The sequence below is a fragment of the Sphingobium vermicomposti genome, from assembly GCF_011762025.1.
Taxonomy (GTDB): domain Bacteria; phylum Pseudomonadota; class Alphaproteobacteria; order Sphingomonadales; family Sphingomonadaceae; genus Sphingobium; species Sphingobium vermicomposti.
Window position 1 is genome coordinate 82,510 of record NZ_JAASQR010000001.1, and the last position, 25,178, is coordinate 107,687.

The window sequence follows — 25,178 nt, forward strand, 5'->3', positions numbered from 1 at the left end:
CCGGCGGATCAGCCGACCGGCGCGATCCGGCCAGTCGCTTCCGCTTCGGAATTGACGCTTTCCATACATTCTTCCCGACTGGGCGGGATGACCAGCTTCTCCTTGCGCCATGCCCCGCCATAATAGGAATGCGCGGCCAGCACCAACGCGGTCAGCGATCCCGCCGGATAGCTCCACCACAATGCGTCGGCCCCCAGATAGGGATAGGCCAGCAGGTAAAATCCCAACCGCGCGCCGAACAGGGACAGGATCATGATGATCAACGGCCTGATCACCACGCCATTGGCGCGCATGATGCCGAAATAGATCATCGCCCCGCCGAACAGGATGAAGCTCCAGCTGGAAATCAGCTGCATGCGCCAGGCCAGCGGAATGGCCGCGCTGTCGCTGCCCAGGAACAACGCCAGCAACGGATGGTGAAACCACAGCATCAATGCCACCATCACCCCCGTGAAGGCGACCAGATAGGCAAGGCCATATCCCGTGATCTTGCCGATCCGGTCCCATCGCCCGGCCCCGATATTCTGCGCCGCCATGGCGCTGACCGCGCCACCAATGGCCATGGCGGGCATCTGTAGATAGGACCACAGCTGTTGCGCCGCGCCATAGGCCGCCGTCGCCAGCAATCCTTCACGATTGACCAGGCCGATCATCACCAGCCCCGCAATCGACGCGACGATCATCTGCAACCCCATGGGCAGCCCCTTGCCCACCAGCACCCGCAATTGCGGCATGGTGGGCCACAGATATCCCCATTCACCACCCCTCAACCGCAGCGGCAAATCGCGGCGATAGATGAAAAGGGTCAAGGATATAAAGCTGACGACGCCCGCAATGGCGGTGGCCGCCGCCGACCCCGCTATGCCCAATGCAGGCACGGGACCCAGGCCCAGGATCAGCACCGGGTTCAGCACCAGATCCAGTCCGACATTCAACAGCATGAAGTAAAAGGGCGTGCGCGCGTCACCCGTGCCGCGCACCCCCATGGTCATCATCACGCTCAGCAACGTGGCGGGCATGGAAACGAAAATGACGCGCAGATAGGCCAGCGCCATGTCGAACGCTTCGGGCGGCGTAGCCAAAAGGCGCAGCAGCGCGGGCGCGCCGATCCAGCCGGCGGCGGCAACCAGCAGCCCGAACAGGAAACAAAAGCCGATGGCCGAACCGAATGCGCGCCGGGCGGCGTCCATGTCCCTCGCTCCGGCTGCCTGGGCGATCAGCACCGTCGACGCCATGCCAAAGCCAAAGACGATGGAAAACATCAGGAACATGATCAGGTTGGCGTTGGCCGTCGCCGCCACCGCCTGCTCGCCCAGGAAACGGCCAACCCAGATGGTGTTGATCGACCCATTAAGCGACTGGAGGACGTTCGACCCCAAGGTAGGCAGGCCAAAGAGCAGCAGGGTCGACCCGATCGGCCCTTGCGTTAAATCCCTCTGGCCAACCGCCACTCTTATCCCCCTCCTTACCTATGATCCACAACTAGCGGATCAGGCGAGGCGGTCCAGAGCAGCCTTCAGTTTTTCCGCTTCCGCGGACTTTTCCGCATGATCTTCGCGCGCCTTGGCGACCGCTTCGGGCTTGGCCTTTTCGACAAAGGCGGGGTTGGACAAACGCCCCCCCAGCGCATCCCGCTCCTTTTCGGCAGCGGTCAACGCCTTGGCCAATCGCGCCTTTTCAGCCGCGATGTCGATCACGCCTTCCAGCGGCAGGATGAATGTCGCTTCGTCCACCACGATCTGCGCCGCACCGCCTGCAACGCTCTCGCCAAAAGCCAGGCTGTCGACCCGGCCCAGACGCGCCAGCGCCGCGCCCTGACGGTCGATACGGCGACGGGTTTCCTCCGACGCGTCATGAACGATGACGGGCAGCTTGGCGCCCGGCGGCACGTTCAATTCGGTGCGCGCTGTCCGCATCGCGCTGATCAGGCGGATCAGCCAGTCAATCTCGGCCTGCGCCTCGCTGTCCACGGCATACAGCGCCTGCGGCCAACGCGCGACGATCAGGTCGCCTTCGCGCGGCTGGGCGGAAGAGGCCATCGCATGCCATAACTCTTCGGTAATGAAGGGCATGAAGGGGTGGAGCATGACCAATATCTGGTCGAACGCCCATCCGGCGACGGCACGGGTTTCCTCGTCCATCTGGCCTTTGCTGAGTTCAATATACCAGTCGCAAAACTGGTCCCAGACGAAATGATAGATGGCGTTCGCCGCCGCGTCGAAACGCAGTTCGGTCATGGCGGTATCGATCGCCTGCACGGTCGAAACCGTCTCCGCGATGATCCAGCGGTTGACCGGTGCCTGCGCGGCGGGCGCTTCATGGGTGGACGACGCCCCGACGCCATTGGCCTGCAGGAAGCGCGCGGCATTCCACAGCTTCGTCGCAAAGTTGCGATAACCCTCGACCCGCTTCTCATCCATCTTCACGTCGCGGCCCTGGCTTTCCATGGCGCTCATGAAGAAGCGCAGCGCGTCCGCGCCGAACTTGTCGATCAGGCCCAGCGGATCGACCACATTGCCCTTGGACTTGGACATTTTCTGCCCATCCGCCGCGCGCACCAAACCATGCAGGTACAGCTTGCGCCACGGCACATCGCCCATAAACTCCATCCCCTGCATCGCCATCCGCGCATCCCAGAAAAACAGAATGTCGAACCCGGAAATCAGCAGGTCATTGGGATAATGGCGCTGCAGCAAACTATTGCTCCCCGCCCCTTCAGGGGAGGGGTTGGGGGTGGGGTCTTGCCCCAAGCGCTGCGCCTCGCCGTCTGGCCAACCCAACGTGCCAAACGGCCAAAGGGCCGACGAAAACCATGTATCGAGCACGTCAGGATCGCGCCAAATTGGAACGAAGCCACCCTGCAGGCTCTTGATACCCGCTGCTGCATTGGGAACAACTTCAAAGCGAGCCGTAGGATCGACACCGGGGTAATGTTTACGGGCTAGATCAATGGCTTCGGCCTCGGTTTCAGCAATAAAGGGATCACTAATTATATCAAAACTGTGATCGGACGAAGAAGTCGCGTTGGGATTCCATCCGGCAGGTTTTCCATCAACCGGATTAAATCCATACCATGCCGGTATCTGATGCCCCCACCAAAGCTGGCGCGACACGCACCAGGGCTGGATATTCTCCATCCAGTTGAAGAAGGTTTTTTCCCAGGTCTTGGGGACGATATCGATCCGCCCGTCGCGCACCGCCTGCATCGGCGCGACCGCCAGCTTTTCCGCATCGACATACCATTGATCGGTCAGCCAAGGCTCGATCACCACGCCGGACCTGTCGCCAAAGGGCGTCTGGATCGTACGCGGCTCGGCGTCGGACAGGACTTCCTCGCCATCCTTGTTCTTCGACACATGCGGCACCAGCATGCCCAGCGCCTTCATTTCCGCCACGACGAGTTCGCGCGCGCCATCGACGCCATCGCGCTTGAACCGGTGCAGCCCAACGAACCGTTCCGGGATCAAACCATCCACCGTTTGAACCACATTGGCGTCCGCATCGAACATGTTTAGCATCTCGCCAGCGCGGAATCCCGCCCGCTTGCCCACTTCAAAGTCGTTGAAATCATGCCCCGGGGTAATCTTGACCGCGCCTGATCCCAATTCCGGGTCGGCATATTCGTCCGCCACGATCTTGAACCGCCGCCCGGTGATCGGCTGCAATATGTCCTTGCCGATCACTTGCCTGTAGCGCGGATCGTCGGGATGCACGGCAACCGCCATGTCCGCCAGCATCGTTTCAGGCCGCGTCGTCGCGACAACGATATGGTCCGCGCCATCGGCCAGCTTCACGCCGTCCGCCAGCGGGTAACGGAAGTGCCAGAACCCACCCTTCACTTCCTGCGTCTCGACCTCCAGATCGGAAATCGCCGATCGGAAACGCGGGTCCCAATTCACCAGCCGCTTGTCGCGATACAGCAGCCCGCGCTTGTGCAGCTCGACAAAAACCTTGATGACCGCCTTCGAAAAGCCCTCATCCATGGTGAAGCGTTCATTCGCCCAATCCATCGAACAGCCCAGCCGCCGCAGCTGGCGCGTGATCGCCCCGCCGCTTTCGGCCTTCCATTCCCACACCTTCTCGATGAACTGTTCGCGGCTATAGTTGGTGCGCTTGTCCTGCTGCGCCTCCATCTGCCGTTCGACCACCATCTGCGTCGCGATGCCCGCATGGTCGGTGCCCACCACCCACAAGGCGTCCTTGCCCCGCAGCCGCTCGTACCGGATCACTATGTCCTGCAACGTATTGTCCAGCGCATGGCCGATATGCAGCGACCCCGTCACATTGGGCGGCGGGTTGACGATGGTGAAGGGTTCCGCGTCCGGCCGTTCCGGGCGGAACAGCCCATTCTGTTCCCAATGGGCGTACCAGCGGGCTTCGATTTCGGCGGGGTCGAATGTCTTGGGCAGTTCGGTCATGAACGCGCTTTAACGCCTGCGACACAAGGCGCAAGGCATCCGCCGCCCTAGCGAGCGGTGATGCGCGCAATTTCCTTGGCGACCATATCCTGCACCAGAGCAGGCAGCCGCGCGTCGAGCCATTCCTTGAGCATCGGCTTCAACATCGACCGGACCAGCCCGTCGAGCGTATTGTCATCGCCATCCCTGGGCGTCACGATCAGGGATGACAGCGCCGACAGCGAATGGCGCGCCGCAACCTCGCTTTCGACCGACAGGATGGAGCTATCCCCCTGCCCCGCCGGATCGGCAGTAGCGCGGGAAACTTCGGACGCGGGCGCAGACATCGGCTCTTCCACATCAACCTCGTCGGTCAGTTCCAGCACTTCTTCGACGGCGGGCTGTTCGGCCTGGGCCTGCTTTGCCTCGGCCCGGCCACGGCGCGACACAGTCTGCGCCGCTTCCTCGCCCTCTTCGGCGATGATCCGCTTGATGGACGAAAGGATGTCCTCCATCGAGGGTTCCTTGCTCAAATCGCCCACCTATTGTCCCCGATCATCCTAAGGTTGCTGCGCCAGGCCAGCTGGCACATTGGCATTTTGCGTCGGCGTGTCAACGGTTCGCGTCGCCTGGGGTTGCGGCGCGCGGTCAAAATCCCAATCGAACCATTTGTCATCGACCCGCTCATAATTGATCAACGGATCGTACAGCGCCCCCGTGTCAAAGCTCAGGTCGTCCGCTTCCGCATGCCCCATCGCCGCCAGCAGGCTGAACCCCGCGACATAGGCATTGCGCCGCGCGAACACCAATTGCACCTTGGCATTCAACGCTTCCTGTTCAGCGTTCAATATGTCCAGGATCGTGCGGCTGCCCACGGAATTTTCCGCCCGCACACCCTCCAGCGACAGGTCAGCCGCGTCCACCGCCTTCTGGTTGGACTGGATCGTCTGCAGCGACGCCTGCCAGCTGGCAAAGGCGGACCGCGTCTGCGCGATCACGCCGCGCTCGACCTCGATCTCCTGCTCCATCGCCTGCGACTGCAACGCCTGGCTCTGCCGCACCTGCGCCGCAGGCCGCCCGCCCTGATACAGCGGAATGGTCAGCTGCACGCCCGCCGCCGCCTGCTTGTTCACCTGCGGACCCGTCCCCGGATTGCCCTGCTGGTCCAGATAATCCTGCGTATTCAGGAAATTCGTATAACCAGCGGTCGAAAATGCGGACAGCTTGGGCATCGGCCCCGCCTTGGCGACACGCACATCATATCCCGCTGCCTCCCGCGCCTTGTTCGCTGCGGCGATGTCGGGATTGTCCCGCAGCGCCAATGCGACAGCATCGCCGGGGGAAGCAGGCAGGCCGGGCAAAGGCGGCGGCGGCTCCAGATCGACCGGAGCATCCCCCACCAGGGCGATGTAATTTTCCCGGCTGGTGATCAGATTGGCCTCTGCAATCTGCAAATCCGACCGGGCGAGCGCCAGCCGGGATTCGGACTGGGCCACATCTGTCCGGGTCAGGTCGCCGACCTCGAACCGATCGCTGCTCGCCTGCAAATTGACGTCCAGCACATTCACATTCGCCCGGTTGAGCGAGACGATGGCACTGTCGCGGATCACGTCCATATAGGCCCCGACCACCTGGGAAAAGACCGACGCCTCGGTCCCCCGCAAATTGGCGCGCCCCGCCTCCACGCGCGTTTTCGCGGCCTTGACCCCGTTGCGCACTGCACCGCCTGAATAGATCGGCACCGTCACCTGAGCGTTGGCGCTGACCGTCCGCTGCGGAGAGGTAAAGCTGATCGTCGGCTTCAATATGCTTTCGGAATAGCTGCCCGTCGCCTCCAGCGCAGGGCGCCCGTCCGCCTTGCGGATTGGCACATTCTCATCATTGGCGCGCTGTTCCGCCCGCGCGCCGGTCAATGTGGGATTGGACCGATAGGCCTTGGCCAATGCCCCCTGCAGGGTTTCCGCACCCGCCGCGACCGGCATGACGCAGGAGGCCAACAGCAAAAGCGTGATGGCGGAGCGCCCTGGAAAGACCTGCCTTGCCGTCATGAAACCCCGACCTGTCAGAAAATAAAACCTTCCGGCGCAGCGAAACCCGGCAAAACGACCATTTCCACGTCGGTCAGGCTGGTCAGCCCCAATATGCCATTGACCGCACGACCGCTGCACAGGCGGGTCACGCCGCGTTCGATTATGCCCGTCACGACGCGCGCGCCATCGGCCAGCTGCTTCACGATCGCGGCAGGCACCTGTTCCACCGCGCCGTCGATGAACAACAGGTCATAGGGCGCGCCATCGGCAGCGCCCCCGCTGAGCGGTCCGCGAAGGATCGCGCCGTCATAGCCCATGACCTCAGGTCCGCCCTCTTCCTCGACCGCAGTCACCTGCGCGCCCAGCGCCTTCAGCAGCGCGGCGCTATAACCAGTGGCCGCACCGATCAGCAGCACGCGATCGCCCGGCTCTACCTGCGCTTCTTTCAACAGGCGGCCCGTCGCCAGCGGCGGGTTGATCGCACGCCCGCCCCCCAGCGGGATTGCGCGGTCGATATAGGCCATGGCGCGCCGTTCGGCCGGAACGAAGTCCTCACGCGGCATCCGTGCCATCACGGCGACGACACGCTGATCATCGACTCCGCTCGTGCGCAGCTGGCTTTCGACCATGGCGGCCCGCATCGATGAAAAATTCTGCTCGGTCACGACATTTCCTCGATTGGCACAACTGTATTGCGAACGCAACACAGCACTGACATTATGGACCTCTAAATCAGCATGCAGGCAACGCCAAGCAGCTTTCCACGCCCTGACCCAAGAATCTTGGGCCAACCCGCGCTCCCCCACGCTTGACTTTGCGACGAAAGCCGCACATTTGCGGCGTCCCACTTGGCGAGGCCCGATGGCGGAGTGGTGACGCAGCGGACTGCAAATCCGTGCACGCCGGTTCGATTCCGGCTCGGGCCTCCAAAATCCTCTGGCTCGGCCATGCCGTGGGAAACCATACCCTCTCACAATTCGTCGCAATTCGATTGCCAAACCCCGCTCTGTCAGGCGAAAAGTCGGCGCAAATAAGGGGGTCGGATTTCCATGAAAGTTGGTCTGTTAGGTTGCGCGCTCGCTTTGGTCGCCGCACTCGTTCCGGCGGCGGCGATGGCCGACGATCCCCGCGACCCTACGATGCGCAGCGCAGCGGCAAAGGCGCGTGACCGCGCGATCATCAAACGGATGAACCAGCAGCAGCTCGCCTATGTCCGCGAACGCGATGCCCGCAACCGCCCGACCTACCGCGTGGCCGACGACGATCGCGAAACCTATGCGAACGCCCGCGCCGACTATGCCCGCGAAATGGCGGCCTGGCGTCGCGCAGTGGCGGCGTGCAACGCGGGCCGCTGGGAATATTGCGACAATTGATCCGGCGCGCGGCACGGGCTGCGCCGCCCCGACACTCTATTAACGGCCCGACACCCTATTAACGGATAGCGAAAGCCGCTCTCGACTTCCTTTCCCGCCCCCGTCTAAAGAGGGGGTATGATGAAGCTGTTTATCGGTAACAAGGCTTATTCCAGCTGGTCGCTGCGCGGCTGGCTGGCGTGCAAGCTCAGCGGCCTGCCGTTTGAGGAAGTCGTCGTCCCCCTCTATGACGAAGCTTGGGAAAAACGGCGCGAAGGGGACGAATTCGCCCCCTCGTCCGGCAAGGTGCCGATCCTGTGGGATGGCGACGATCTGGTCGTCTGGGACAGCCTGGCCATCATCGAATATCTGAATGAAAAGACCGGCGGCGACAAATTCTGGCCCGCCGACCCTGCGGCGCGAGCGATGGCGCGGTCGATGGCGGCGGAAATGCACTCCAGCTTCGCCGCCCTCCGGCGCGAGCACAGCATGAACATCCGCCAGATCTATGCCCCTGTCCCGCCGTCGGAGGGCGTGGCGCACGACATCAGCCGCATCATGGAGCTATGGGCGCAGGCCCGCGCCCGCCATGGCGGAGAGGGCGATTTTCTGTTCGGGGAATTTGGCGCCGTCGACGTGATGTTCGCGCCGGTCGTCACCCGCTTCATCACCTATCAACTCCCCGTCGCGCGCTTCGCCCAGGCCTATATGCAGGCGGTAGTCGCCCACCCGTGGATGCAGGAATGGATCGGCGAAGCACAAGCCGAAGAATGGGTCATCGACCGCTTCGAAGCCCCGCCCCTATCGGATTGATGCTGTCCGATTGAACCGGGCTTTGGATTTTGCCTGTCGATGCCCAGGGGGTCATTGCCGATGAAAGATATCCGCATCGCCAAATGGCTGCTGCCGCTTCTCGCCTTGTCGGCTGCTGCTTGTGACAGCCGTCCCGACCAGTGGGACGCCTTCATATATCCCGATCGGACTGACCTCACAAAGCATAGGGAAATCGAAGGCTTTAAAACCTTCGATCTTTGCCAGCAGGCGGCGATTGACCAACTTAGGACGCTGCCTGATCCTGACGGGGGCGATTATGAATGCGGATACAAGTGCGAGCCGCGCGCGGAACTGGACGGCATCAATGTATGCAAAGAAACCCGGAAATAATCAGGGTTCGCTGACTGCCCGATCCTGATGGCCTCGCCAATCACTTCGGCGCGGCACCTTTCTCCACCGGGGCCTTAACCCCCTTCTTCTCCTTATGCTCGCGAAGAAGCACATCCAGTTCAGCGATGCGCAGGCGCTCCGGCGTATCCTTGGCAAGGCCCTTCAACCGGCATGCGGCCCAAAGGCTCCTGCGTTCGGATTCCAACGCCTTCAGGTATAAATCGGCCATTTCGTCTCCATGCTTTGCGCTCCCATATAGGAGGGTGCGTCAGGATGCGACAGGCATGGAGCCAATTTCAAACTGAGACGGTCACCCCGCCCGCTGGCCAAGCGCCGGGGAGGCATGCGAAGCGCCCGCCCGCATGGGGCAGGCCGCTTGCAGAAAACTCAGTTCGCCTTGCTCATGTCGACCTTTTCCACCCATTCGGGATAAAAGGTCGGCTCGCGGTTCGACCAGCCGACCGCTGTCGCCGCCGCCTCGCTGATCGACTGGAGCAGCGCACGGCGCTTTTCGGGATGAAGGTGCGGCAGGCTCGCCGCCGCGCAGAACGCCCCCGGCAACCATGGCCTGGCCCCCGCCCCCAACAGCCGCTCATACAGGAAGCGATAGGCGGAAAAACTGCCCAGCCGGTCCTGCCCCAGATCGAAAGCGGAAATCGTCACCAGCGGGGCCATGAACGGCTCCATCTGGTCCAGCCCGCTATCGTCGGGCACCCGCGTCTTGATCTCGTCCAGCCGCCCATAAATGCGCGCCTGCGCGCGGATGCTGGCTTCCTCCACCATGTCGCGCGACCATAATATCATGGCGTCGCGGCGGTGGAGGCCGATGTCCAGCGAACGGCGAATATAGCGCTGCGTGGCAGACGGGAAACTGGCGAATTCACGCAGTTCCGCGAGTGTGACGGCCCCGTCAGCCGGTCTTGCATTGGTGCCCATGCTCTTGCCCTCCGACTTCAAGTCGATCAGCAGAGGATGCGCCCATCATGGTTACTGAATGCTTAAGCGCGAACCCTGCCGACCTTTACAAGGAATCATGTTTCCTTGTGCGGCGCAACATATAAATATGCGAAAGATGCGAATGATTTGGTCAGCGTGAGGCACGGCGGAACGACCGCCGGACCGGCCAAAAGCGGGGCTAAAGGGATAGCATCCCGCTTCTGGCCCGGCGCTCATTCGGCCCGCCGTTCCAGCACGGCGCCGATCATCTTGCGCCATATCGCGACATCGCCAGCCTCGGCCATGTCGGCGTCCGGCTCGCGCAATGTGTGCAGGATCGCATAGGCGTCATCCACATGCTCGCGCCAGCTGGCGTCCACCGCGCTCGACGCATGCGGGTCGTTTCCCTCGCCATTCAGGCTGAGTTGACGACCTGCCAGAACGCGGGCGATGCGTTCGATCGCGGGAGTGGCGGAAGTGGGCATAGAACAGGGTTCCTCTCTCCGTTGGAGGCGAACCATCCGGTCATGACACCGGACCGGCTCGACCTCTTCGCGATCATATCAGCATTAATGGAGCCGTCCATCAATCCTGCTTGCCTTCCCTATAACCCGACGAAGGAACCGGGTGGCCATCGTCGCCGGGCGTGGTCGCCGCCGGGGGATCGGACGCATCCATAGAATCCCTCAGCCCTTCCTCCAGCTTTTCTTCCGGCGTCATGGCATGGTCCTGGGCATCGGTCGGCCTTTCGTCATGCGCCTCTTCCCGGCTGTTGGGCCTGATATCGGTCTTGTTCGTCATCTCATTCTCCTCGCGCGGCCATTTATCGTCCTTCCGCGCTTGCCCTTATGAAACGGATAGTCCCGATGCCCGGTTCCGCCCGGCTTGCGGCCCGCCCTTACCGCGCCCATATCCGCGCGACGACGGCTTGCCCCTCAGGAACAAATCTGGAACAACACGCCCCATGAGTCTCACTACACTTTCCGTGCGCGGCGCGCGCGAGCACAACCTCAAGGGCGTGGACGTCGACCTCCCCCGCGACAGCCTGATCGTCATCACTGGCCTGTCGGGTTCGGGCAAGTCCTCCCTCGCCTTCGACACCATCTATGCAGAGGGTCAGCGCCGCTATGTGGAGTCCCTCTCCGCCTACGCCCGCCAGTTCCTTGAGATGATGCAGAAGCCCGACGTCGAACATATTGACGGCCTCTCCCCCGCCATCTCGATCGAGCAGAAGACGACGTCGCGCAACCCGCGCTCCACCGTCGCCACCGTCACCGAAATCTACGACTATATGCGCCTCCTCTGGGCGCGCGTCGGCATCCCTTATTCCCCCGCGACCGGAGAGCCGATCAGCGCACAGACCGTCAGCCAGATGGTCGACCGCGTGATGCAATTGCCGGAGGGCACCCGCTTCTACCTCCTCGCCCCCGTCGTCCGCAGCCGCAAGGGCGAGTACCGCAAGGAACTGCTGGAATGGCAGAAGGCAGGCTACACCCGCGTCCGCATCGACGGCGAAATGTACCTGATCGAAGACGCCCCCGCCCTCGACAAGAAATACAAGCATGACATCGAAGTCGTAGTCGACCGCCTGGCCGTGGACGCGGACATGTCCACCCGCCTGGCCGACAGCTTCGAACAGGCGCTAAAGCTCGCCGACGGCCTGGCCTATATCGACCTGGCCGACGGCACCGTCGTTCCCCCTCCCGCAAGCGGGAGGGGGCTAGGGGGTGGGCCCTCCAACGCCAGCATGGAAGAGCCCACCCCTAACCCCTCCCGCAAGCGGGAGGGGAACCTTAAGGGTGCCGCCATCCCGGAAAACCGCATAGTCTTCAGCGAAAAATTCGCCTGCCCCGTCAGCGGCTTCACCATCCCCGAAATCGAACCGCGCCTCTTCTCCTTCAACGCCCCGCAAGGCGCGTGCCCCGCCTGCGACGGCCTGGGCGAGCGGCAGGAGTTCGACCCCGAACTCGTCGTCCCCAACGAAGCCCTCACCCTCAAAAAGGGCGCGATCGTCCCCTGGGCCAAATCCAACCCGCCCAGCCCCTATTATATGCAAGTCCTCGGCTCCCTCGCGAAGGAGTTCGGCTTCACCCTGGACACGCCCTGGCAGGACCTCCCGCCAGAGGTAAAGCTCATCATCCTCCACGGCACCGGCGGCAAACCCGTCACGCTAAAGTTCGTAGACGGCAAAAAATCCTACGAGGTCAAGAAAGCCTTCGAAGGCGTCATCGGCAACCTCAACCGCCGCCTGCTCCAGACCGAATCCGCCTGGATGCGCGAGGAACTGAGCAAATACCAAACCGCCATGCCGTGTGAGACATGCCACGGCGCCCGCCTCAAACCCGAAGCCCGCGCGGTCAAGATCGCGGGCGAGGACATCTCCATGTCCACCCGCCGCTCGGTCGTGGACGCGCTCGGCTTCTTCTCCACCCTCCCCGCGCAGCTCACCGACCAGCAGAACCAGATCGCCAAGGCCATCCTCAAGGAAATTGTCGAGCGGCTCGGCTTCCTCAACAATGTCGGCCTCGACTATCTGAACCTCGACCGCACCAGCGGCACCCTGTCGGGCGGCGAATCCCAACGCATCCGCCTCGCCTCGCAGATCGGCAGCGGCCTGTCGGGCGTCCTCTACGTCCTCGACGAACCCAGCATCGGCCTGCACCAGCGCGACAATGACCGCCTGCTCATCACCTTGAAGCGCCTGCGCGACCTCGGCAACACCGTCATCGTCGTGGAACATGACGAAGACGCCATCCGCGCCGCCGACTATATCGTCGACATGGGCCCCGGCGCAGGCGTCCACGGCGGCCAGATCGTCGCGCAAGGCTCCCTGAACGAACTGCTCGCCCACCGCGACAGCCTGACCGCGGACTATCTCAACGGCACCCGCCGCATCGAAGTCCCGCCAAAGCGCCGCAAGGGCACCGGCAAGAAACTCACCGTCCACAACGCCCGCGCCAACAATCTGCAAAATGTCACCGCGTCGATCCCGCTCGGCACCTTCACCTGCATCACCGGCGTATCGGGATCGGGCAAGTCCAGCTTCACCATCGACACCCTCTACGCATCATCAGCGCGCCAGCTGAACGGCGCGCGCATCGTCGCAGGCCCGCATGACAAGGTCACCGGCCTTGAACATTGCGACAAGGTGATCGACATCGACCAATCGCCCATCGGTCGCACCCCCCGATCCAACCCGGCCACCTATACCGGGGCCTTCACCAACATCCGCGACTGGTTCGCGGGCCTCCCCGAAAGCCAGGCGCGCGGCTACAAGCCGGGCCGCTTCAGCTTCAATGTAAAGGGGGGTCGCTGCGAAGCCTGCACCGGCGACGGCCTGCTCAAGATTGAAATGCACTTCCTCCCCGACGTCTATGTCACCTGCGACGTCTGCCACGGAGCGCGCTACAATCGCGAAACGCTGGAGGTAAAGTTCAAGGGCCACAGCATCGCCGATGTGCTGAACATGACCGTCGAGGACGCGGTGGAATTCTTCAAGGCCGTCCCCCCCATCCGCGACAAGATGGCCATGCTCGCCGAAGTCGGCCTCGGCTACATAAAGGTCGGCCAGCAAGCCACGACCCTCTCCGGCGGCGAAGCCCAGCGCGTCAAACTCGCCAAGGAACTCGCCCGCCGAGCCACCGGCCAGACGCTCTACATATTGGACGAGCCCACCACCGGCCTCCATTTCGAAGACGTCCGCAAACTCCTCGAAGTCCTCCACGCCCTGGTCGAACAGGGCAACAGCGTGGTCGTGATCGAGCACAACCTGGACGTCATCAAGACCGCAGATTACATAATCGACATGGGACCAGAGGGCGGCGTCAAGGGCGGCGAAGTCGTCGCCGAAGGCACCCCGGAGAAGGTGGCGAAGAACGCCCGGAGCTTTACCGGGCGCTATCTCGCGCCGATGTTGGGGATGGAGGCTGTGGCGGCGGAGTAAGTGAATGATCGAAGGGGGAAGCGGTCTTGGAAAACGGAATTAAACTAGCCGAGGCGTTGGCATGGCCGGTTGCGGCGAGCATAATCGCTGTCGTCGCACTGATTATCGTTTGGAGGGTTACGAGTTCCGCTGGCGATTTGAGTTTCAACGTCAAAGATTGGTTCAAGCTCGACAGAAAAGCTTCGTCTGCAGCAAGCGAAATGAGAACTGAAATCGTCCCGATTCAGACAGAATCTATCGACGATACCCCTACGTCGGTTCAGACTCTTGCCGAAGTTGCTGAGGAGGACGTTTCGAAGAAGCGCGATTTGTTTTGGTTGTTTGATGACGCGGTTCAATTGGCCGAGAGTTTCGACCGATTTAAGGAGACCAGTTCATACCGAGACGACCCTGATTTTTGGGAAAGTCTGTATGTTGATCGCCGCCGAGAGCTTTCTTTGGGGGATGAAGGCCCGGAACTTCGTAACCTTGCCGATGCAAATGTCACATGGGTATGGCCGCTGATCTTCTTGATAAGGCGGTTTATGCGACTCCACGATGCCAATCGTGCAGAGCAAACACTTAATGAGGCGATAGCCCGCCACAACTCAGATAAGCATCACTGGGTTCTGCGCGAAGGAGTTAGCTTCTACAACGACCTCTTCGGCACCGAGCGCGCTTTGGAGTTTTGCCGCCGCCAGCTTATTTCAGGCACCACCGATCGAGAAACATCTGCGATGTTTGACAAGCTAGCGGAAGTTAGCGGTTCAGATGAAGACACATTCTCAAGAGCTATCTTAAGAGAAATTGTTGTTAACTATGATGCAAGCAACAAAAATGCGCTATTCAACTTAGCGTATTCATATGGCAATATTTCAGAGACGAAAATCATTGCTTACCAGCGATATGCCGAGCTTGGGACAGGCGATAAGAGGTGGCAAAGCTCACCAAATAATATGGGCGTAGCGATTGGAAACGCTGAAGAGTCAGTGCAGAACGAATACTTCGAACAAGCTCTAAAACTCGGCAGCGGAATCGCCGCGGCCAATTTGGCAAGGTCACTCGCTGAGAAGGGCTATGTCACGCGAGCAGAGATGATCCTCGAAGCCGTTGATGATAGTAGTTGCGACGCTGTTGATATGGCTGCACTCTTAGACGCACGATCTAAAGTATCTAACGCTCGAAGTACGTTAGAAAAGGCGCGGACTTCATTCGGGCAGCACGCCAAGGAGCAGGACCGAAAATATAGAGCGCTCCTTTTTGCCGCCTTTGATTTCTTCAAGGATCATGGGTCGGCCGAGAATGGCTCCTTCTGCTCAGATGACAAAACTTTCACCCTTGTCACAGATCCAGAGGGAGCGACTTGCACATACAAGCTGGGGGATATTACTCTCAGCGGACGCCTCGACAAGAAGCCATTATGCTATGAAGGTAGAATATCTGGAGGAAGTGGGGGAATCTTAAATTATACCTTTAAGCGGGTATTAATTCTCCAAGTTTCGCAGGATACCGTGCGGGCGATTATATGGAATGATGCCATCAAAGAGCAGGATGCTATGCGCATCGTGACGTTGGCGAAAGTTGAAAATATTGGAGCGAGTGCAACGGTTTTGCCGATGCTTACGGTGGATCAAGGCATAGCGGCGGCCTTATCCGGTTTTAGCGCGCAGCCATGAACAGGCACTACATTGGCACAGTAACTTCCTCCTGATACATTACCCTTATGACCAAACTCACCCCCATAGAGTCCGAGTTCGCGACGACCGAGGAAGCCGAGGCTTACGACGCCTGGTTCCGCGCGAAGGTTGAGGCAAGGTTGGCGGATACGGCACCCGGCATCCCACATGAAGAGGTCATGGCCGAACTTTGGGCGATCATAACCAGGCAGAAAACCGGATCGTCGCCACACCCGTGACCCCCTACCGCCCCGAATTCACCGCCGCGCTTGAAATCTTCGCGCGCATATGCGCCGCAATGGTCGAACGGGGCTTCACCCGCCCCATCCTCGTGGGCGGCGCGGCGGTGGAATTCTACAGCATGGGGTTTATCACGACCGGCGACTTCGATCTCTGCTCCCCAGCACAGGATACGCTGGAAGCAGAATTCCAGCGCCACGGTTTCGTCCGCCCATCAGGACCAGGACGCGCCACGCGCGGATGGGTCCATCCCGACCTTGGCCTTGGCTTCGAGGTCGTAGGTGACATGCCACTCGATGGATCAGTAACACGCGAACACATCGCCCTTGTCGAAGATTTTGACGACAGCCCGCCCTTTGCCATCATCTCGGTGGAAGACCTGATCGCCGACCGTATGGGGCAATATGCGTCCGGCACCGCCCGCGAGATGCTCGCCCAAGCCCAAACGCTGCTGCGCCTTCACCCGGACGCCAATATGGACTATCTTGAACAACGCGTCCGACATGAAACCGGCGGCGATTTTGGAGCTGAAGATGTCCTCGACCGACAAGATTGAAAACTGGCCGGGCCGCCGCATCGCCTTCAAGAGCTTCGCCACCGATCTCGCCCGCCGCCGCGCCGAACTCGGCATTACCGACGCCGACATACCCCGCAACAGCGGCACCCGCCGCACCGCCTCCAAGAAGGCACTGCTCAAAGCCATCAAGGACGCAGGCGGCAACTGGTAGCCCTTCCCACCACCGTTCCCATTTTGTTCTGTCCTACAACCCCCAACCTGTTATACCGTCCCGGCAAACCCTCCCATAAAAAGGAGCTTGCCGCCCATGTCCTACCACTTCGCCTCTCTCCCTCACGGCCTCCCCACCCCCGCGCAGCAAAGCCGCGCCGACGGCTGGAGCCCCGCGCGGCAGCGGCATTTCCTTGAAACCCTCGCCGCCACCGGCGTCATCACCACGGCCTGCGACGCCGTCCACATCTCGCCCCGCGCCGCCTATGCCTTGCGCATCCGCCGCGACGGCGCGGCCTTTCGCCTCGGCTGGGACGCGGCCATCCTCATCGCCCGCGCGCGCCTCGCCGACGATCTGCTCGCCCGCGCCCTCAACGGCCATGAGGAAGTGATCCGCAAGGACGCCGAAGCAGGCGAAATCACCCGCCACCGCCACGACAACCGCCTCGCCATGTCGATGCTCTCCCGCCTCGACCGCATGGCCGACAACCCGCCCGAAGGCTCCGACGCCGCGCTCGCCCGCGTCGTCGCGCAGGATTTCGCCGCCTATCTCGACATGCTCTGCCCGGAAGAGGAAGCGGACCGCCCCACCCTCACCCCCTCCACCGCGCCGGACATGGACGAAGACGCCCTGCCCGACGCAGACCTGCTCGACCCCACTTTCTCCGACAGCATCGAATCCACCGCCACCGCCCTCTCCCCCGGCGCGTCCGCCGCTTTGTTCATCGCCGCGCGCATGGGGCTGCATGACGGCAAAAAGGGTCAGGGCCACCCCTTCCATGAACGGTGTGAACTTCGCGCGCCGCCGGTCGATCGCATCACCCTTCCGCCCGACGAAGCCGCCGCCCGCCTGCGCGGCGCTTGGTGGGATGAAGAGCGGGAAACCTGGCGCACCGACTATCCCGCCCCACCCGGATTCGACGGCGAAGAGAGCGACGATATCTACGACATAGACTTTTATGAGCGCGACCTGACGCCCCAGGAAAGCGAAGCCCTCATCGCCTTGGCGAACGCCCAGCGCCGCCCCTATGAAGACGCCGCCGCATTTGCGCGGGACGCCTTTTTCGGCTTCGCCGCGCTGGAAGGATCGGGATGAAGGGCTCCCTCCAGGGGTGGCCGATTTGCTATTCTGGCCCCCGCCAGCTATATAGGCGCTGCTACAGTCGCAAATCGACGGTCTTTCGGCGCTTTGCGGCCCTAAACTCCTTCTTTCCCTGCCCCTCTAGCACCCGGTCCGTCCACACGGGACAGGCCGTACGAAAGAAGGAACTACCCATGAGCATCACTGGAACCGTCAAGTTTTTTAACGCCGACAAGGGCTATGGCTTCATCGCCCCCGACAATGGCGGCGCAGACGCGTTCGTTCACATCACCGCCGTTGAGCGCGCTGGTCTGACCACGCTGCGCGAAAAGGACCGCGTGTCCTACGATCTGGAAGAAGATCGTCGCGGCAAGATGGCAGCTGTGAATCTCCAGCACGCCGAATAACCGGTTGCGCTGATCGTCCGGGCGTCGTTTCAACGGTGCCCGGACGCTTCCCTCGAACAAGGAGCGCACTATGACTCATCCCGACTATCGCGGCCTCGCCGCCCAGGCTCGTAACGAAGCCAACGCCGCAACGCTCGCCAATGTCCGCGACCGCTGCCTCCGCTCCGAAGCCGGCTTCCTCGCCATGGCCGAACGCCAGGACCTCGCCGACCGCAACCGCGCCCGCCGCGAAGCCGCCAGCGCCGCCGCTGCTGCCGACGCCGACACCGAACTGGCCTGATCCGCCGGCCCTGATCCACTGGGCCTGATCATTCTGCCGGTCGTCCGGCGCACCCCGTCGCCTCCTCCTATTACGGCGGGAACCCAAAGGGCGGCCGCCCGTTACTCCTTCAAATTCCGCATCCCACGGCATTTGACCCAAGGAGTTTCCCACATGATCCGTACCCTCATCTTCGGCGCAATCGCTGGCTACGTCGGCAAGAAGCTCTATGACGAAGGCAAGCTGACCGAGTTCACGGACGACCTCAAGTCCCGCTATCAGCAGGTCCGCAGCGACATCTCCGACCGCTCGGCACGCACCAGCACCATGACCCCGCCCCGCACGTCGATGCCAAGCAACAGCGCATCAACGACCCCCTTGGCCAGCTAAAGCCTCACCCCTCTCCCAGCGGCTATCCCTCAGCCGCTGGCACCCGCCCGCCCGGCCCGCGCTTTTCCCCCCTTTAGCGCGGAACCGTTGGCGGGCGGCCTGGTCTCAACGCCACAAAAATCATCCATTCCGCTTACGCAACCTCCCGCCCTTCCAGGGGTTATCTCCCGCAAGGGGCGTCGAAAAAGGAGAGAAAAATGAAGCCCACCCCAATCCTCGCCGCCGCGTTGATGGCACTTCCGCTCATGGCCTGCACCAACGGCTACGGCGACCGCTACGGCTATAACCGCCCCGCAGGCGGCACCTATTCAGGCCGCCCCATCAGGGAAAATGATTATATCTACCGCGACGCAGACGGCCGCTATTATTGCAAGCGCGACGACGGCACCACCGGCACAATAGTCGGCGCAATTGCGGGGGGCGTATTGGGCAACATCATCGCGCCCGGCGGATCAAAAACGCTTGGCACCATAATCGGCGCAGGCGGCGGCGCCCTCGCCGGTCGTGCAATTGATCGCAACGACGTACGCTGCGAATAACAAAAAGGGCGCGGCCATCACAGCCGCGCCCTTCCCGTTTCTCCGAGCCGCGGCTTAAAGCTTGCTCGTCAATTCCGGAACCACCTTGAACAGATCGCCCACTAGACCGATGTCCGCAACCTGGAAGATCGGTGCATCCTCATCCTTGTTGATGGCGATGATGGTCTTGCTATCCTTCATCCCCGCCAGATGCTGGATCGCGCCGGAAATGCCGACAGCGATATAGACTTCCGGCGCGACGATCTTGCCGGTCTGCCCGACCTGATAGTCGTTGGGCACATAGCCGGCGTCAACGGCAGCACGCGAAGCACCAACCGCCGCGCCCAGCTTGTCCGCCAAGGGATAAATGACCTCTTCAAAGGTCTCGCCATCCTTCAACGCACGGCCACCCGACACGATGATCTTGGCCGAAGTCAGTTCCGGTCGCTCCTGCTTGGCGATCTCAGCACCGACGAAGGACGAAATGCCCTTGTCACCCGTCGAAGCAACAGCTTCCACCGCACCCGAACCGCCCTCACGGGCAGCCTTCTCAAAAGCGGTGCCGCGAACGGTAATGACCTTCTTCGCGTCCTTAGACTTGACCGTCGCGATCGCATTGCCCGCGTAGATCGGGCGTGTGAACGTGTCTTCGCTCTCAACAGAGAGAATGTCGCTGATCTGCATCACGTCCAGCAGAGCCGCGACGCGCGGCGCGATATTCTTGGCCGTACTGGTGGCCGGCGCGACGAAGGCGTCATGGCTACCCATCAGTTCAACGACCAGCGGCGCGACATTTTCGGCCAGCGCGTGACCGAAAGCCGCATCATCGGCGACATGGACCTTGCCCACGCCGGCAATCTTCGCGGCTGCTTCACCCACGCCGCCGACGCCAGCGCCAGCGACCAGCAGATGCACTTCACCCAGCTTCGCAGCGGCGGTGACGGCGGAAAGGGTCGCGTCCTTGACGGTGCCGCCCTCATGTTCAACCCATACCAGAGTCTTCATATTCTCGATCCTCTATCACCGTTCGCCCTGAGCTTGTCGAAGGGCCTTTCTTCTCTTGAAAGGAAGCAGGCTTCGACAGGCTCAGCCCGAACGGGCTTGGAATGATGGTCAGGCAGCGACGCCCAGAGCTTTCAGCTTCGCGACCAGTTCATCGACATCGGCCACCTTGACGCCAGCCGAGCGCTTGGCCGGTTCGACCACCTTCAGCGTCTCCAGACGGGCGCCGACGTCCACGCCATAATCAGCAGGCGTCTTGGTCGCGAGCGGCTTGCTCTTCGCCTTCATGATGTTGGGCAGCGACGCATAGCGCGGCTCGTTCAAACGCAGGTCGGTGGTGACGATCGCAGGGACGTTGAGCTTCACCGTCTCCAGGCCGCCATCGACTTCGCGGGTCACGCTGACCTTGTCGCCCTCAACCTCGACCTTCGACGCGAAGGTGCCCTGCGGCAGGTTCAGCAGCGCGGCCAGCATCTGGCCGGTCTGGTTGCTGTCGTCGTCGATGGCCTGCTTGCCCAGGATGATCAGGCCAGCGCCTTCCTCTTCCTGCACCTTGGCGAGCAGCTTGGCGACGCCCAGCGGTTCGACTTCATCATCCGTCTGGATCAGGATCGCGCGGTCTGCGCCCATCGCCAGCGCCGTGCGCAGCGTCTCCTGCGCCTTGGCGACGCCGATCGACACCGCCACGACCTCGGTCGCCACGCCCTTTTCCTTGCACCGGATGGCTTCCTCGACCGCGATCTCGTCGAACGGGTTCATGCTCATCTTGACGTTCGCCAGATCGACGCCCGTGCCGTCGGCCTTCACCCGCGGCTTCACATTATAGTCAATGACCCGCTTCACGGGCACAAGGATCTTCATCGCAACATCCTTTCGTTTTACGCCACAGCCCGCATATGCGGACAAGGACGCAGGCGGCCCTCAAAAGACCGCCTGCGCCCCATGTGTCTGTTCAAATGGCTGGAAAGTGCCTCAGGCTGCCTTCCTCACTTCCGCCACGATCTTCTTGGCTGCGTCGCCCAGGTCGTCCGCAGGGACGATGGCCAGGCCCGACGATGCCAGAATGTCCTTGCCCTGCTGGACGTTCGTGCCTTCCAGGCGGACGACCAACGGAACCGACAGATCAACTTCCTTGGCGGCGGCGACGATGCCCTCGGCAATGATGTCGCACTTCATGATGCCACCGAAAATGTTGACGAGGATACCCTTCACCGCCGGGTCCTTCAGAATGATCTTGAAGGCTGCGGTCACCTTCTCCTTGGAAGCGCCGCCACCGACGTCCAGGAAGTTGGCGGGGAATTCGCCGTTCAGCTTGATGATGTCCATCGTCGCCATGGCAAGGCCAGCGCCGTTGACCATGCAGCCGATGTTGCCATCCAGCTTGATGTAGGCGAGGTCATATTCGCTCGCTTCGACTTCCGCCGGATCTTCCTCGGTCAGGTCGCGCAGCTCGGCGATGTCCTTGTGGCGGAACATGGCGTTGCCGTCGAAGCCGACCTTGGCGTCGAGCACCAGCAGATTGCCCTGCTCGGTTAGAGCCAGCGGATTGACTTCGATCTGCTCTGCATCGGTGTCAAGGAACGCGGCGTAGAGCGAAGACGCGACCTTGGCGGCCTGCTTCGCCAAGTCCCCGGTCAGCCCCAGCGCGGCGGCGACCGAACGACCATGATGGGGCATGAAGCCAGTCGCGGGATCGACCGAGAAGCTGTGGATCTTCTCGGGCGTGGAATGAGCGACTTCCTCGATATCCATGCCGCCTTCGGTCGAAACGACGAAGGCGATGCGGCTGGTCGCGCGATCGACCAGCAGCGCAAGATAGAATTCCTTGGCGATATCGGCACCATCAGTGACATAGAGACGGTTGACCTGCTTGCCCGCATCGCCGGTCTGGATGGTAACCAGCGTATTGCCCAGCATGTCGGTGGCGTGCGCCTTCACCTCATCCAGGTTGAATGCCAGGCGGACACCGCCCTTCGCTTCAGGGGCCAGTTCCTTGAACTTGCCCTTGCCGCGACCGCCCGCATGGATCTGCGACTTCACAACATAGAGCGGCCCGGGCAGCTTCTTGGCGGCTTCGACGGCTTCTTCAACTGTGAAGGCGGCGTGGCCGGCAGCAATCGGCGCGCCATATTTCGCCAGAAGTTCCTTGGCCTGATATTCGTGAATGTTCATGGGCCCGGCCCCGTCCTTTCGCTGCAAAGCTGTTCTGGCGGCTAAAGCACATGGCCATCCGGGACTCCAGCATCATTTCGCAAATTCACTTTGCAAAATTGCCAAATCGATTTTGACTTGCGCAGTCGATTGTTGCGAAATCACCCTAGCAGGGTGCAGGCTATGGCCGCTTTGCTGGTCACGACGAATATCTCGGGATCCTCCAGCGCTCGCAGCTTGCGGAGGAAACGGTCGACGGTCAGCTCTTCCATGTGTGAGTTGCGGAGCGAGGCGAGTGACTGGATCCGCCGAAGCTGCGGCAGGCTAAGCCGGTCGACCATCCTTTCCGCCATACAACTGGCAGTGGCTGGGGGAAGCCCGGCATCCATCAGGCCGGCGCGCACCCGCGCTTCCGGCGACAGCGTGGCACACGAATTAAGGAAAAGCATAGCGGGGAGCAGGTGGCCAAGGCCACAAATCAATCGACCTGTCATGCCCCGCTCATGACTCCGAGTGCCTGAACGCAGGATAAACGATTGAGAAACAGATCGTCACAGATTCCGCTAGGGACATCAGCGAATTCAGTGGGCCAAATTCACCAGCTTGGCGTTTTCGCGCCGATAGGCATCGATCTGATCGGAATAGCCACGTGCGAGGCTTTCATAAGCGACCCTTCCCTGTTGAGAACGGCTCAATTGAGCCCGGATCAGAGAGACCTGCTGCCTGCGCAGTAGGTAATTGACATCCTTTTCTCCGGTCATTCACTCCCTCCTATCTTATCGTTCAAAGACACTGGTGGGGGGCCGCGACCCTTGACGAGTCGTCTTTCCGATAATGACCATAGCAGCCGTTCCAAGCGCTAGCGACTCGCTCTGGCGCACTGAAGGAGCATTCCAACGGAAAATCCGGCGTCGGAATTGGCCAAATTTTTGTCGTCATAAGCTGGACACAACCCGGCCATTCAGGCCGTGCATGCCGGCTGGTGCATTTAGGATGGTCAGAACAACCTTTTGGCTTTGCAAGGAAAAATTCAAAAAGATGATTGAAATCAAGACCGCGTGATGGCAACCGCGCAACTTGATCAGGGGGCGGTTGACGATGGGGGAAATGCTGGTCGCCACTCTGGCGATCATTCATCATGAAATCCTGCTGTTCGCGGTCGTGGGCCTGACCTTGGGCGGGATCGACGATTTTATAGTGGATGCGGTTTTCCTGTGTCGGCGCGGGTGGCGCAATCTTACTGTCTATTCCCGGTATGCCCGTATGACCACGGCAACGCTTCCCGCATCACCGAACCCTGGCCGGATCGCCATCTTCATCCCGGCCTGGCGCGAGGCGGATGTGATCGGCCCGATGCTCCGCAATGCCCTGGCGCAATGGAAAATAGGACAATATCTCATTTTTATCGGCGTTTATCCGAATGACGATGCCACTTTAAATGTTGTTGCGCAGATCGCCGAAAATGAACCGCGCCTCACCCTCTGCGTCAATGAAAAGCCCGGCCCCACAACGAAGGCTGACTGCCTGAATCTGTTGTGGCGCGCCATGTTGAAGGAAGAAGGCCGCACGGGCTGCCGTTTCAAGGCGATTGCCCTCCACGACGCGGAAGATGTGGTTCATGCCGACGAAATCCGCCTGTTCGACATGATGATCGACCGGTTTCCCTTGGTGCAACTGCCGGTCCTCCCCCTTCCCGGACAAGGCGGATGGTGGTCGCGAGCGATCGCCAATCATTACTGTGATGAGTTTGCCGAGAGCCACGGAAAGTCTTTGACTGTTCGCGAAGCGATGGGCGCGTCCATGCCGTCCGCCGGAGTGGCTTGCGCCTTTGCCCGCGACACTTTGGAGAAGTTGTTCGATCCGGCCAATGGCGGCCCTTTCGATCCCATTTCCCTGACCGAAGATTATGAGGTGGGCCTGCGCATCGCCGACATGGGCGGTCGCGGCGTTTTCGTCCGCATGCGCGACATTGATGGGCAGTTGGTTGCCACGCGGGAGTATTTTCCTGACAGCCTGCGCGCCGCAGTTCGGCAGAAGGCTCGTTGGATCATCGGAATTTCGCTCGCAGGGTGGGACCGGATGGGATGGGGCGACGGGCCGACGGAATGGTGGATGCGGATCCGGGATCGGCGCGCGGCCCTGGCCGCCTTCATTCTGTTTGCCGCTTACATCGCATTTCTCCTTTGGTGCATTCTGCATGTCGGCGCTTGGTTCGGTCTGGGGCGCGCCTATCGGCCTTCCCCCACCGTCGAACTGCTGCTCTGGACCAATTTTGCGTTCCTGTCCTGGCGCGTCATCATGCGCGTGGTCTTCGTCAGCCGGGAATATGGCTGGCGCTATGGGCTGGGGGCGATTCCCCGCACCTTCCTGGCCAATTTAATCTCCCTGTTCGCCGCCCGGCGCGCCGTTTCCCGCTATCTCGATTCGCTGTTTGGCAAATCACTGGTTTGGGAAAAGACGCAGCACCGCTTCCCACCAATGTAAGATTCGCATGAGAAGCAGCTCTAGCGGACGCCCGGTTCGCTTCTTTATCCTGCTGATGAGCAGCTGGGCTGTCGTCCGGCTATTCAGCGGGATGACGGAGGGGCCGGCCCCGCCTGCCCGGCCTGCGCCGCGTAAACCGCCTCCATTCTTTGCCGGGACAGCCTGGACATTCCAGCATACAGCGGCGCGTGAAGCGGCCCCTCTTCTTCATCAACGGCCTCACTCTGTTTCGCTGGGCGCACCAGCGCCAAAGCCGAAGAGGGCGCAGAACCGACCTTTTCTGCCCATTCCAGAGGCAACTCAAAACAATTCTTTAGCGTATCACGACACCCGCCCAGGCAATGACGTGACCTCTCGGCCCACCCTTCCACCCATCATTTTGGCGACATTCCCAAATCCTGGCCGAAATACCCCATGGCAGGGCAGCGCGTGGATGCTGTGG

28 protein-coding genes and 1 tRNA gene are annotated in these 25,178 nt (G+C 61.4%); 15 read left to right on the forward strand and 14 right to left on the reverse strand.

Annotated elements, in window-relative coordinates:
* Window positions 1-8 precede the first annotated feature (8 nt).
* From FHS54_RS00450 to FHS54_RS00470, 5 genes are read right to left on the reverse strand one after another with little or no spacing between them, the layout of a single operon-like run.
* The gene (locus FHS54_RS00450; RefSeq protein WP_341785915.1) at window positions 9-1,451 is read right to left on the reverse strand and encodes an MATE family efflux transporter; all 1,443 of its coding nucleotides are present in this window, start codon (window positions 1,449-1,451) and stop codon (window positions 9-11) included.
* Between the two features lie 39 nt (window positions 1,452-1,490).
* On the reverse strand, window positions 1,491-4,418 hold the full coding sequence (locus FHS54_RS00455; protein ID WP_167301831.1) for a valine--tRNA ligase: 2,928 nt from the start codon (window positions 4,416-4,418) through the stop codon (window positions 1,491-1,493).
* A 47-nt stretch (window positions 4,419-4,465) separates the two neighbouring features.
* On the reverse strand, window positions 4,466-4,939 hold the full coding sequence (locus tag FHS54_RS00460; RefSeq protein ID WP_167301832.1) for a PopZ family protein: 474 nt from the start codon (window positions 4,937-4,939) through the stop codon (window positions 4,466-4,468).
* Between the two features lie 18 nt (window positions 4,940-4,957).
* A complete protein-coding gene (locus FHS54_RS00465; protein ID WP_167301833.1) occupies window positions 4,958-6,445 on the reverse strand; it encodes a TolC family outer membrane protein in 1,488 nt (495 codons plus the stop codon).
* Between the two features lie 14 nt (window positions 6,446-6,459).
* Window positions 6,460-7,092 (reverse strand): protein-L-isoaspartate O-methyltransferase, encoded by a 633-nt coding sequence (locus tag FHS54_RS00470; RefSeq protein WP_167301834.1) that lies wholly within the window; start codon window positions 7,090-7,092, stop codon window positions 6,460-6,462.
* Window positions 7,093-7,282: 190 nt separating this feature from the next.
* Here FHS54_RS00470 and FHS54_RS00475 point away from each other — a divergent pair.
* The 4 genes from FHS54_RS00475 (at window position 7,283) to FHS54_RS00490 (ending at window position 8,943) form a co-directional block, all read left to right on the forward strand.
* Window positions 7,283-7,356, forward strand: a tRNA-Cys gene (locus FHS54_RS00475).
* Between the two features lie 120 nt (window positions 7,357-7,476).
* A complete protein-coding gene (locus tag FHS54_RS00480; protein WP_167301835.1) occupies window positions 7,477-7,800 on the forward strand; it encodes a hypothetical protein in 324 nt (107 codons plus the stop codon).
* A 117-nt stretch (window positions 7,801-7,917) separates the two neighbouring features.
* The gene (locus FHS54_RS00485; RefSeq protein ID WP_208404701.1) at window positions 7,918-8,592 is read left to right on the forward strand and encodes a glutathione S-transferase family protein; all 675 of its coding nucleotides are present in this window, start codon (window positions 7,918-7,920) and stop codon (window positions 8,590-8,592) included.
* 60 nt (window positions 8,593-8,652) lie between these two features.
* The gene (locus FHS54_RS00490; RefSeq protein ID WP_167301836.1) at window positions 8,653-8,943 is read left to right on the forward strand and encodes a hypothetical protein; all 291 of its coding nucleotides are present in this window, start codon (window positions 8,653-8,655) and stop codon (window positions 8,941-8,943) included.
* Window positions 8,944-8,983: 40 nt separating this feature from the next.
* On the opposite strand, the gene FHS54_RS00495 is transcribed toward FHS54_RS00490, so the two are convergent.
* From FHS54_RS00495 to FHS54_RS00510, 4 genes are all read right to left on the reverse strand, one after another.
* Window positions 8,984-9,172 carry a hypothetical protein gene (locus FHS54_RS00495; protein WP_167301837.1) on the reverse strand — a complete coding sequence of 63 codons (189 nt, stop codon included), beginning with the start codon at window positions 9,170-9,172 and terminating at the stop codon, window positions 8,984-8,986.
* 158 nt (window positions 9,173-9,330) lie between these two features.
* A complete protein-coding gene (locus FHS54_RS00500; protein ID WP_167301838.1) occupies window positions 9,331-9,879 on the reverse strand; it encodes a hypothetical protein in 549 nt (182 codons plus the stop codon).
* A 233-nt stretch (window positions 9,880-10,112) separates the two neighbouring features.
* Window positions 10,113-10,364 carry a hypothetical protein gene (locus FHS54_RS00505; protein WP_167301839.1) on the reverse strand — a complete coding sequence of 84 codons (252 nt, stop codon included), beginning with the start codon at window positions 10,362-10,364 and terminating at the stop codon, window positions 10,113-10,115.
* Window positions 10,365-10,464: 100 nt separating this feature from the next.
* A complete protein-coding gene (locus tag FHS54_RS00510) occupies window positions 10,465-10,680 on the reverse strand; it encodes a hypothetical protein (RefSeq protein ID WP_167301840.1) in 216 nt (71 codons plus the stop codon).
* A 163-nt stretch (window positions 10,681-10,843) separates the two neighbouring features.
* Here FHS54_RS00510 and uvrA point away from each other — a divergent pair, with 163 nt between their 5' ends.
* From uvrA to FHS54_RS00555, 10 genes are all read left to right on the forward strand, one after another.
* Complete coding sequence (gene uvrA, locus FHS54_RS00515) at window positions 10,844-13,822, forward strand: excinuclease ABC subunit UvrA (RefSeq protein ID WP_167301841.1); 2,979 nt, start codon at window positions 10,844-10,846, stop codon at window positions 13,820-13,822.
* 26 nt (window positions 13,823-13,848) lie between these two features.
* Entirely contained in the window at window positions 13,849-15,477 is a 1,629-nt protein-coding gene (locus FHS54_RS00520) for a hypothetical protein (RefSeq protein ID WP_167301842.1), read from the forward strand.
* Between the two features lie 47 nt (window positions 15,478-15,524).
* Window positions 15,525-15,716, forward strand: a complete 192-nt coding sequence (gene relB / locus FHS54_RS16375; RefSeq protein WP_243855538.1) for a type II toxin-antitoxin system RelB family antitoxin — start codon at window positions 15,525-15,527, stop codon at window positions 15,714-15,716.
* Window positions 15,668-16,273 carry a hypothetical protein gene (locus FHS54_RS00525; protein ID WP_208404702.1) on the forward strand — a complete coding sequence of 202 codons (606 nt, stop codon included), beginning with the start codon at window positions 15,668-15,670 and terminating at the stop codon, window positions 16,271-16,273. The genes relB and FHS54_RS00525 overlap by 49 nt, the downstream gene beginning before the upstream one ends.
* Window positions 16,251-16,445, forward strand: a complete 195-nt coding sequence (locus tag FHS54_RS00530) for a hypothetical protein (protein ID WP_167301843.1) — start codon at window positions 16,251-16,253, stop codon at window positions 16,443-16,445. The genes FHS54_RS00525 and FHS54_RS00530 overlap by 23 nt, the downstream gene beginning before the upstream one ends.
* Window positions 16,446-16,541: 96 nt before the next feature.
* A complete protein-coding gene (locus tag FHS54_RS00535) occupies window positions 16,542-17,540 on the forward strand; it encodes a hypothetical protein (protein WP_167301844.1) in 999 nt (332 codons plus the stop codon).
* A gap of 179 nt (window positions 17,541-17,719) precedes the next feature.
* Window positions 17,720-17,932, forward strand: coding sequence for a cold-shock protein (locus FHS54_RS00540; RefSeq protein ID WP_167301845.1), 213 nt, complete (start codon window positions 17,720-17,722; stop codon window positions 17,930-17,932).
* Window positions 17,933-18,002: 70 nt separating this feature from the next.
* The gene (locus FHS54_RS00545; RefSeq protein WP_167301846.1) at window positions 18,003-18,212 is read left to right on the forward strand and encodes a hypothetical protein; all 210 of its coding nucleotides are present in this window, start codon (window positions 18,003-18,005) and stop codon (window positions 18,210-18,212) included.
* A 153-nt stretch (window positions 18,213-18,365) separates the two neighbouring features.
* Window positions 18,366-18,581, forward strand: coding sequence for a hypothetical protein (locus FHS54_RS00550; protein WP_167301847.1), 216 nt, complete (start codon window positions 18,366-18,368; stop codon window positions 18,579-18,581).
* 197 nt (window positions 18,582-18,778) lie between these two features.
* Entirely contained in the window at window positions 18,779-19,120 is a 342-nt protein-coding gene (locus tag FHS54_RS00555; protein ID WP_167301848.1) for a glycine zipper 2TM domain-containing protein, read from the forward strand.
* Between the two features lie 54 nt (window positions 19,121-19,174).
* Here FHS54_RS00555 and FHS54_RS00560 read toward each other — a convergent pair whose 3' ends face one another.
* The 5 genes from FHS54_RS00560 to FHS54_RS00580 form a co-directional block, all read right to left on the reverse strand.
* On the reverse strand, window positions 19,175-20,104 hold the full coding sequence (locus tag FHS54_RS00560) for an electron transfer flavoprotein subunit alpha/FixB family protein (protein ID WP_167301849.1): 930 nt from the start codon (window positions 20,102-20,104) through the stop codon (window positions 19,175-19,177).
* A gap of 108 nt (window positions 20,105-20,212) precedes the next feature.
* Window positions 20,213-20,962 carry an electron transfer flavoprotein subunit beta/FixA family protein gene (locus FHS54_RS00565; RefSeq protein ID WP_167301850.1) on the reverse strand — a complete coding sequence of 250 codons (750 nt, stop codon included), beginning with the start codon at window positions 20,960-20,962 and terminating at the stop codon, window positions 20,213-20,215.
* A 111-nt stretch (window positions 20,963-21,073) separates the two neighbouring features.
* Complete coding sequence (gene sucC / locus FHS54_RS00570) at window positions 21,074-22,273, reverse strand: ADP-forming succinate--CoA ligase subunit beta (RefSeq protein ID WP_167301851.1); 1,200 nt, start codon at window positions 22,271-22,273, stop codon at window positions 21,074-21,076.
* Window positions 22,274-22,413: 140 nt separating this feature from the next.
* Entirely contained in the window at window positions 22,414-22,746 is a 333-nt protein-coding gene (locus FHS54_RS00575) for a hypothetical protein (RefSeq protein WP_167301852.1), read from the reverse strand.
* A gap of 87 nt (window positions 22,747-22,833) precedes the next feature.
* Complete coding sequence (locus FHS54_RS00580; protein ID WP_167301853.1) at window positions 22,834-23,013, reverse strand: hypothetical protein; 180 nt, start codon at window positions 23,011-23,013, stop codon at window positions 22,834-22,836.
* 337 nt (window positions 23,014-23,350) lie between these two features.
* Between FHS54_RS00580 and FHS54_RS00585 the strand changes: the two genes are divergently transcribed.
* Window positions 23,351-24,736: a glycosyl transferase family protein gene (locus FHS54_RS00585; protein ID WP_167302632.1), complete on the forward strand. Its 1,386-nt coding sequence runs from the start codon at window positions 23,351-23,353 to the stop codon at window positions 24,734-24,736.
* Window positions 24,737-25,178: the final 442 nt, after the last annotated feature.

Excerpts from the sequence above, each read along its gene's own strand:
- FHS54_RS00455 (WP_167301831.1), bottom strand. The coding sequence starts at position 4,418 with ATGACCGAACTGCCCAAGACATTCGACCCCGCCGAAATCGAAGCCCGC.
- FHS54_RS00465 (WP_167301833.1), bottom strand. The coding sequence starts at position 6,445 with ATGACGGCAAGGCAGGTCTTTCCAGGGCGCTCCGCCATCACGCTTTTG.
- FHS54_RS00480 (WP_167301835.1), top strand. The coding sequence starts at position 7,477 with ATGAAAGTTGGTCTGTTAGGTTGCGCGCTCGCTTTGGTCGCCGCACTC.
- FHS54_RS00485 (WP_208404701.1), top strand. The coding sequence starts at position 7,918 with ATGATGAAGCTGTTTATCGGTAACAAGGCTTATTCCAGCTGGTCGCTG.
- FHS54_RS00490 (WP_167301836.1), top strand. The coding sequence starts at position 8,653 with ATGAAAGATATCCGCATCGCCAAATGGCTGCTGCCGCTTCTCGCCTTG.
- FHS54_RS00495 (WP_167301837.1), bottom strand. The coding sequence starts at position 9,172 with ATGGCCGATTTATACCTGAAGGCGTTGGAATCCGAACGCAGGAGCCTT.
- FHS54_RS00500 (WP_167301838.1), bottom strand. The coding sequence starts at position 9,879 with ATGGGCACCAATGCAAGACCGGCTGACGGGGCCGTCACACTCGCGGAA.
- FHS54_RS00505 (WP_167301839.1), bottom strand. The coding sequence starts at position 10,364 with ATGCCCACTTCCGCCACTCCCGCGATCGAACGCATCGCCCGCGTTCTG.
- FHS54_RS00510 (WP_167301840.1), bottom strand. The coding sequence starts at position 10,680 with ATGACGAACAAGACCGATATCAGGCCCAACAGCCGGGAAGAGGCGCAT.
- uvrA (WP_167301841.1), top strand. The coding sequence starts at position 10,844 with ATGAGTCTCACTACACTTTCCGTGCGCGGCGCGCGCGAGCACAACCTC.
- relB (WP_243855538.1), top strand. The coding sequence starts at position 15,525 with ATGACCAAACTCACCCCCATAGAGTCCGAGTTCGCGACGACCGAGGAA.
- FHS54_RS00530 (WP_167301843.1), top strand. The coding sequence starts at position 16,251 with ATGTCCTCGACCGACAAGATTGAAAACTGGCCGGGCCGCCGCATCGCC.
- FHS54_RS00535 (WP_167301844.1), top strand. The coding sequence starts at position 16,542 with ATGTCCTACCACTTCGCCTCTCTCCCTCACGGCCTCCCCACCCCCGCG.
- FHS54_RS00540 (WP_167301845.1), top strand. The coding sequence starts at position 17,720 with ATGAGCATCACTGGAACCGTCAAGTTTTTTAACGCCGACAAGGGCTAT.
- FHS54_RS00545 (WP_167301846.1), top strand. The coding sequence starts at position 18,003 with ATGACTCATCCCGACTATCGCGGCCTCGCCGCCCAGGCTCGTAACGAA.
- FHS54_RS00550 (WP_167301847.1), top strand. The coding sequence starts at position 18,366 with ATGATCCGTACCCTCATCTTCGGCGCAATCGCTGGCTACGTCGGCAAG.
- FHS54_RS00555 (WP_167301848.1), top strand. The coding sequence starts at position 18,779 with ATGAAGCCCACCCCAATCCTCGCCGCCGCGTTGATGGCACTTCCGCTC.
- FHS54_RS00560 (WP_167301849.1), bottom strand. The coding sequence starts at position 20,104 with ATGAAGACTCTGGTATGGGTTGAACATGAGGGCGGCACCGTCAAGGAC.
- FHS54_RS00565 (WP_167301850.1), bottom strand. The coding sequence starts at position 20,962 with ATGAAGATCCTTGTGCCCGTGAAGCGGGTCATTGACTATAATGTGAAG.
- sucC (WP_167301851.1), bottom strand. The coding sequence starts at position 22,273 with ATGAACATTCACGAATATCAGGCCAAGGAACTTCTGGCGAAATATGGC.
- FHS54_RS00575 (WP_167301852.1), bottom strand. The coding sequence starts at position 22,746 with ATGACAGGTCGATTGATTTGTGGCCTTGGCCACCTGCTCCCCGCTATG.
- FHS54_RS00580 (WP_167301853.1), bottom strand. The coding sequence starts at position 23,013 with ATGACCGGAGAAAAGGATGTCAATTACCTACTGCGCAGGCAGCAGGTC.
- FHS54_RS00585 (WP_167302632.1), top strand. The coding sequence starts at position 23,351 with ATGGGGGAAATGCTGGTCGCCACTCTGGCGATCATTCATCATGAAATC.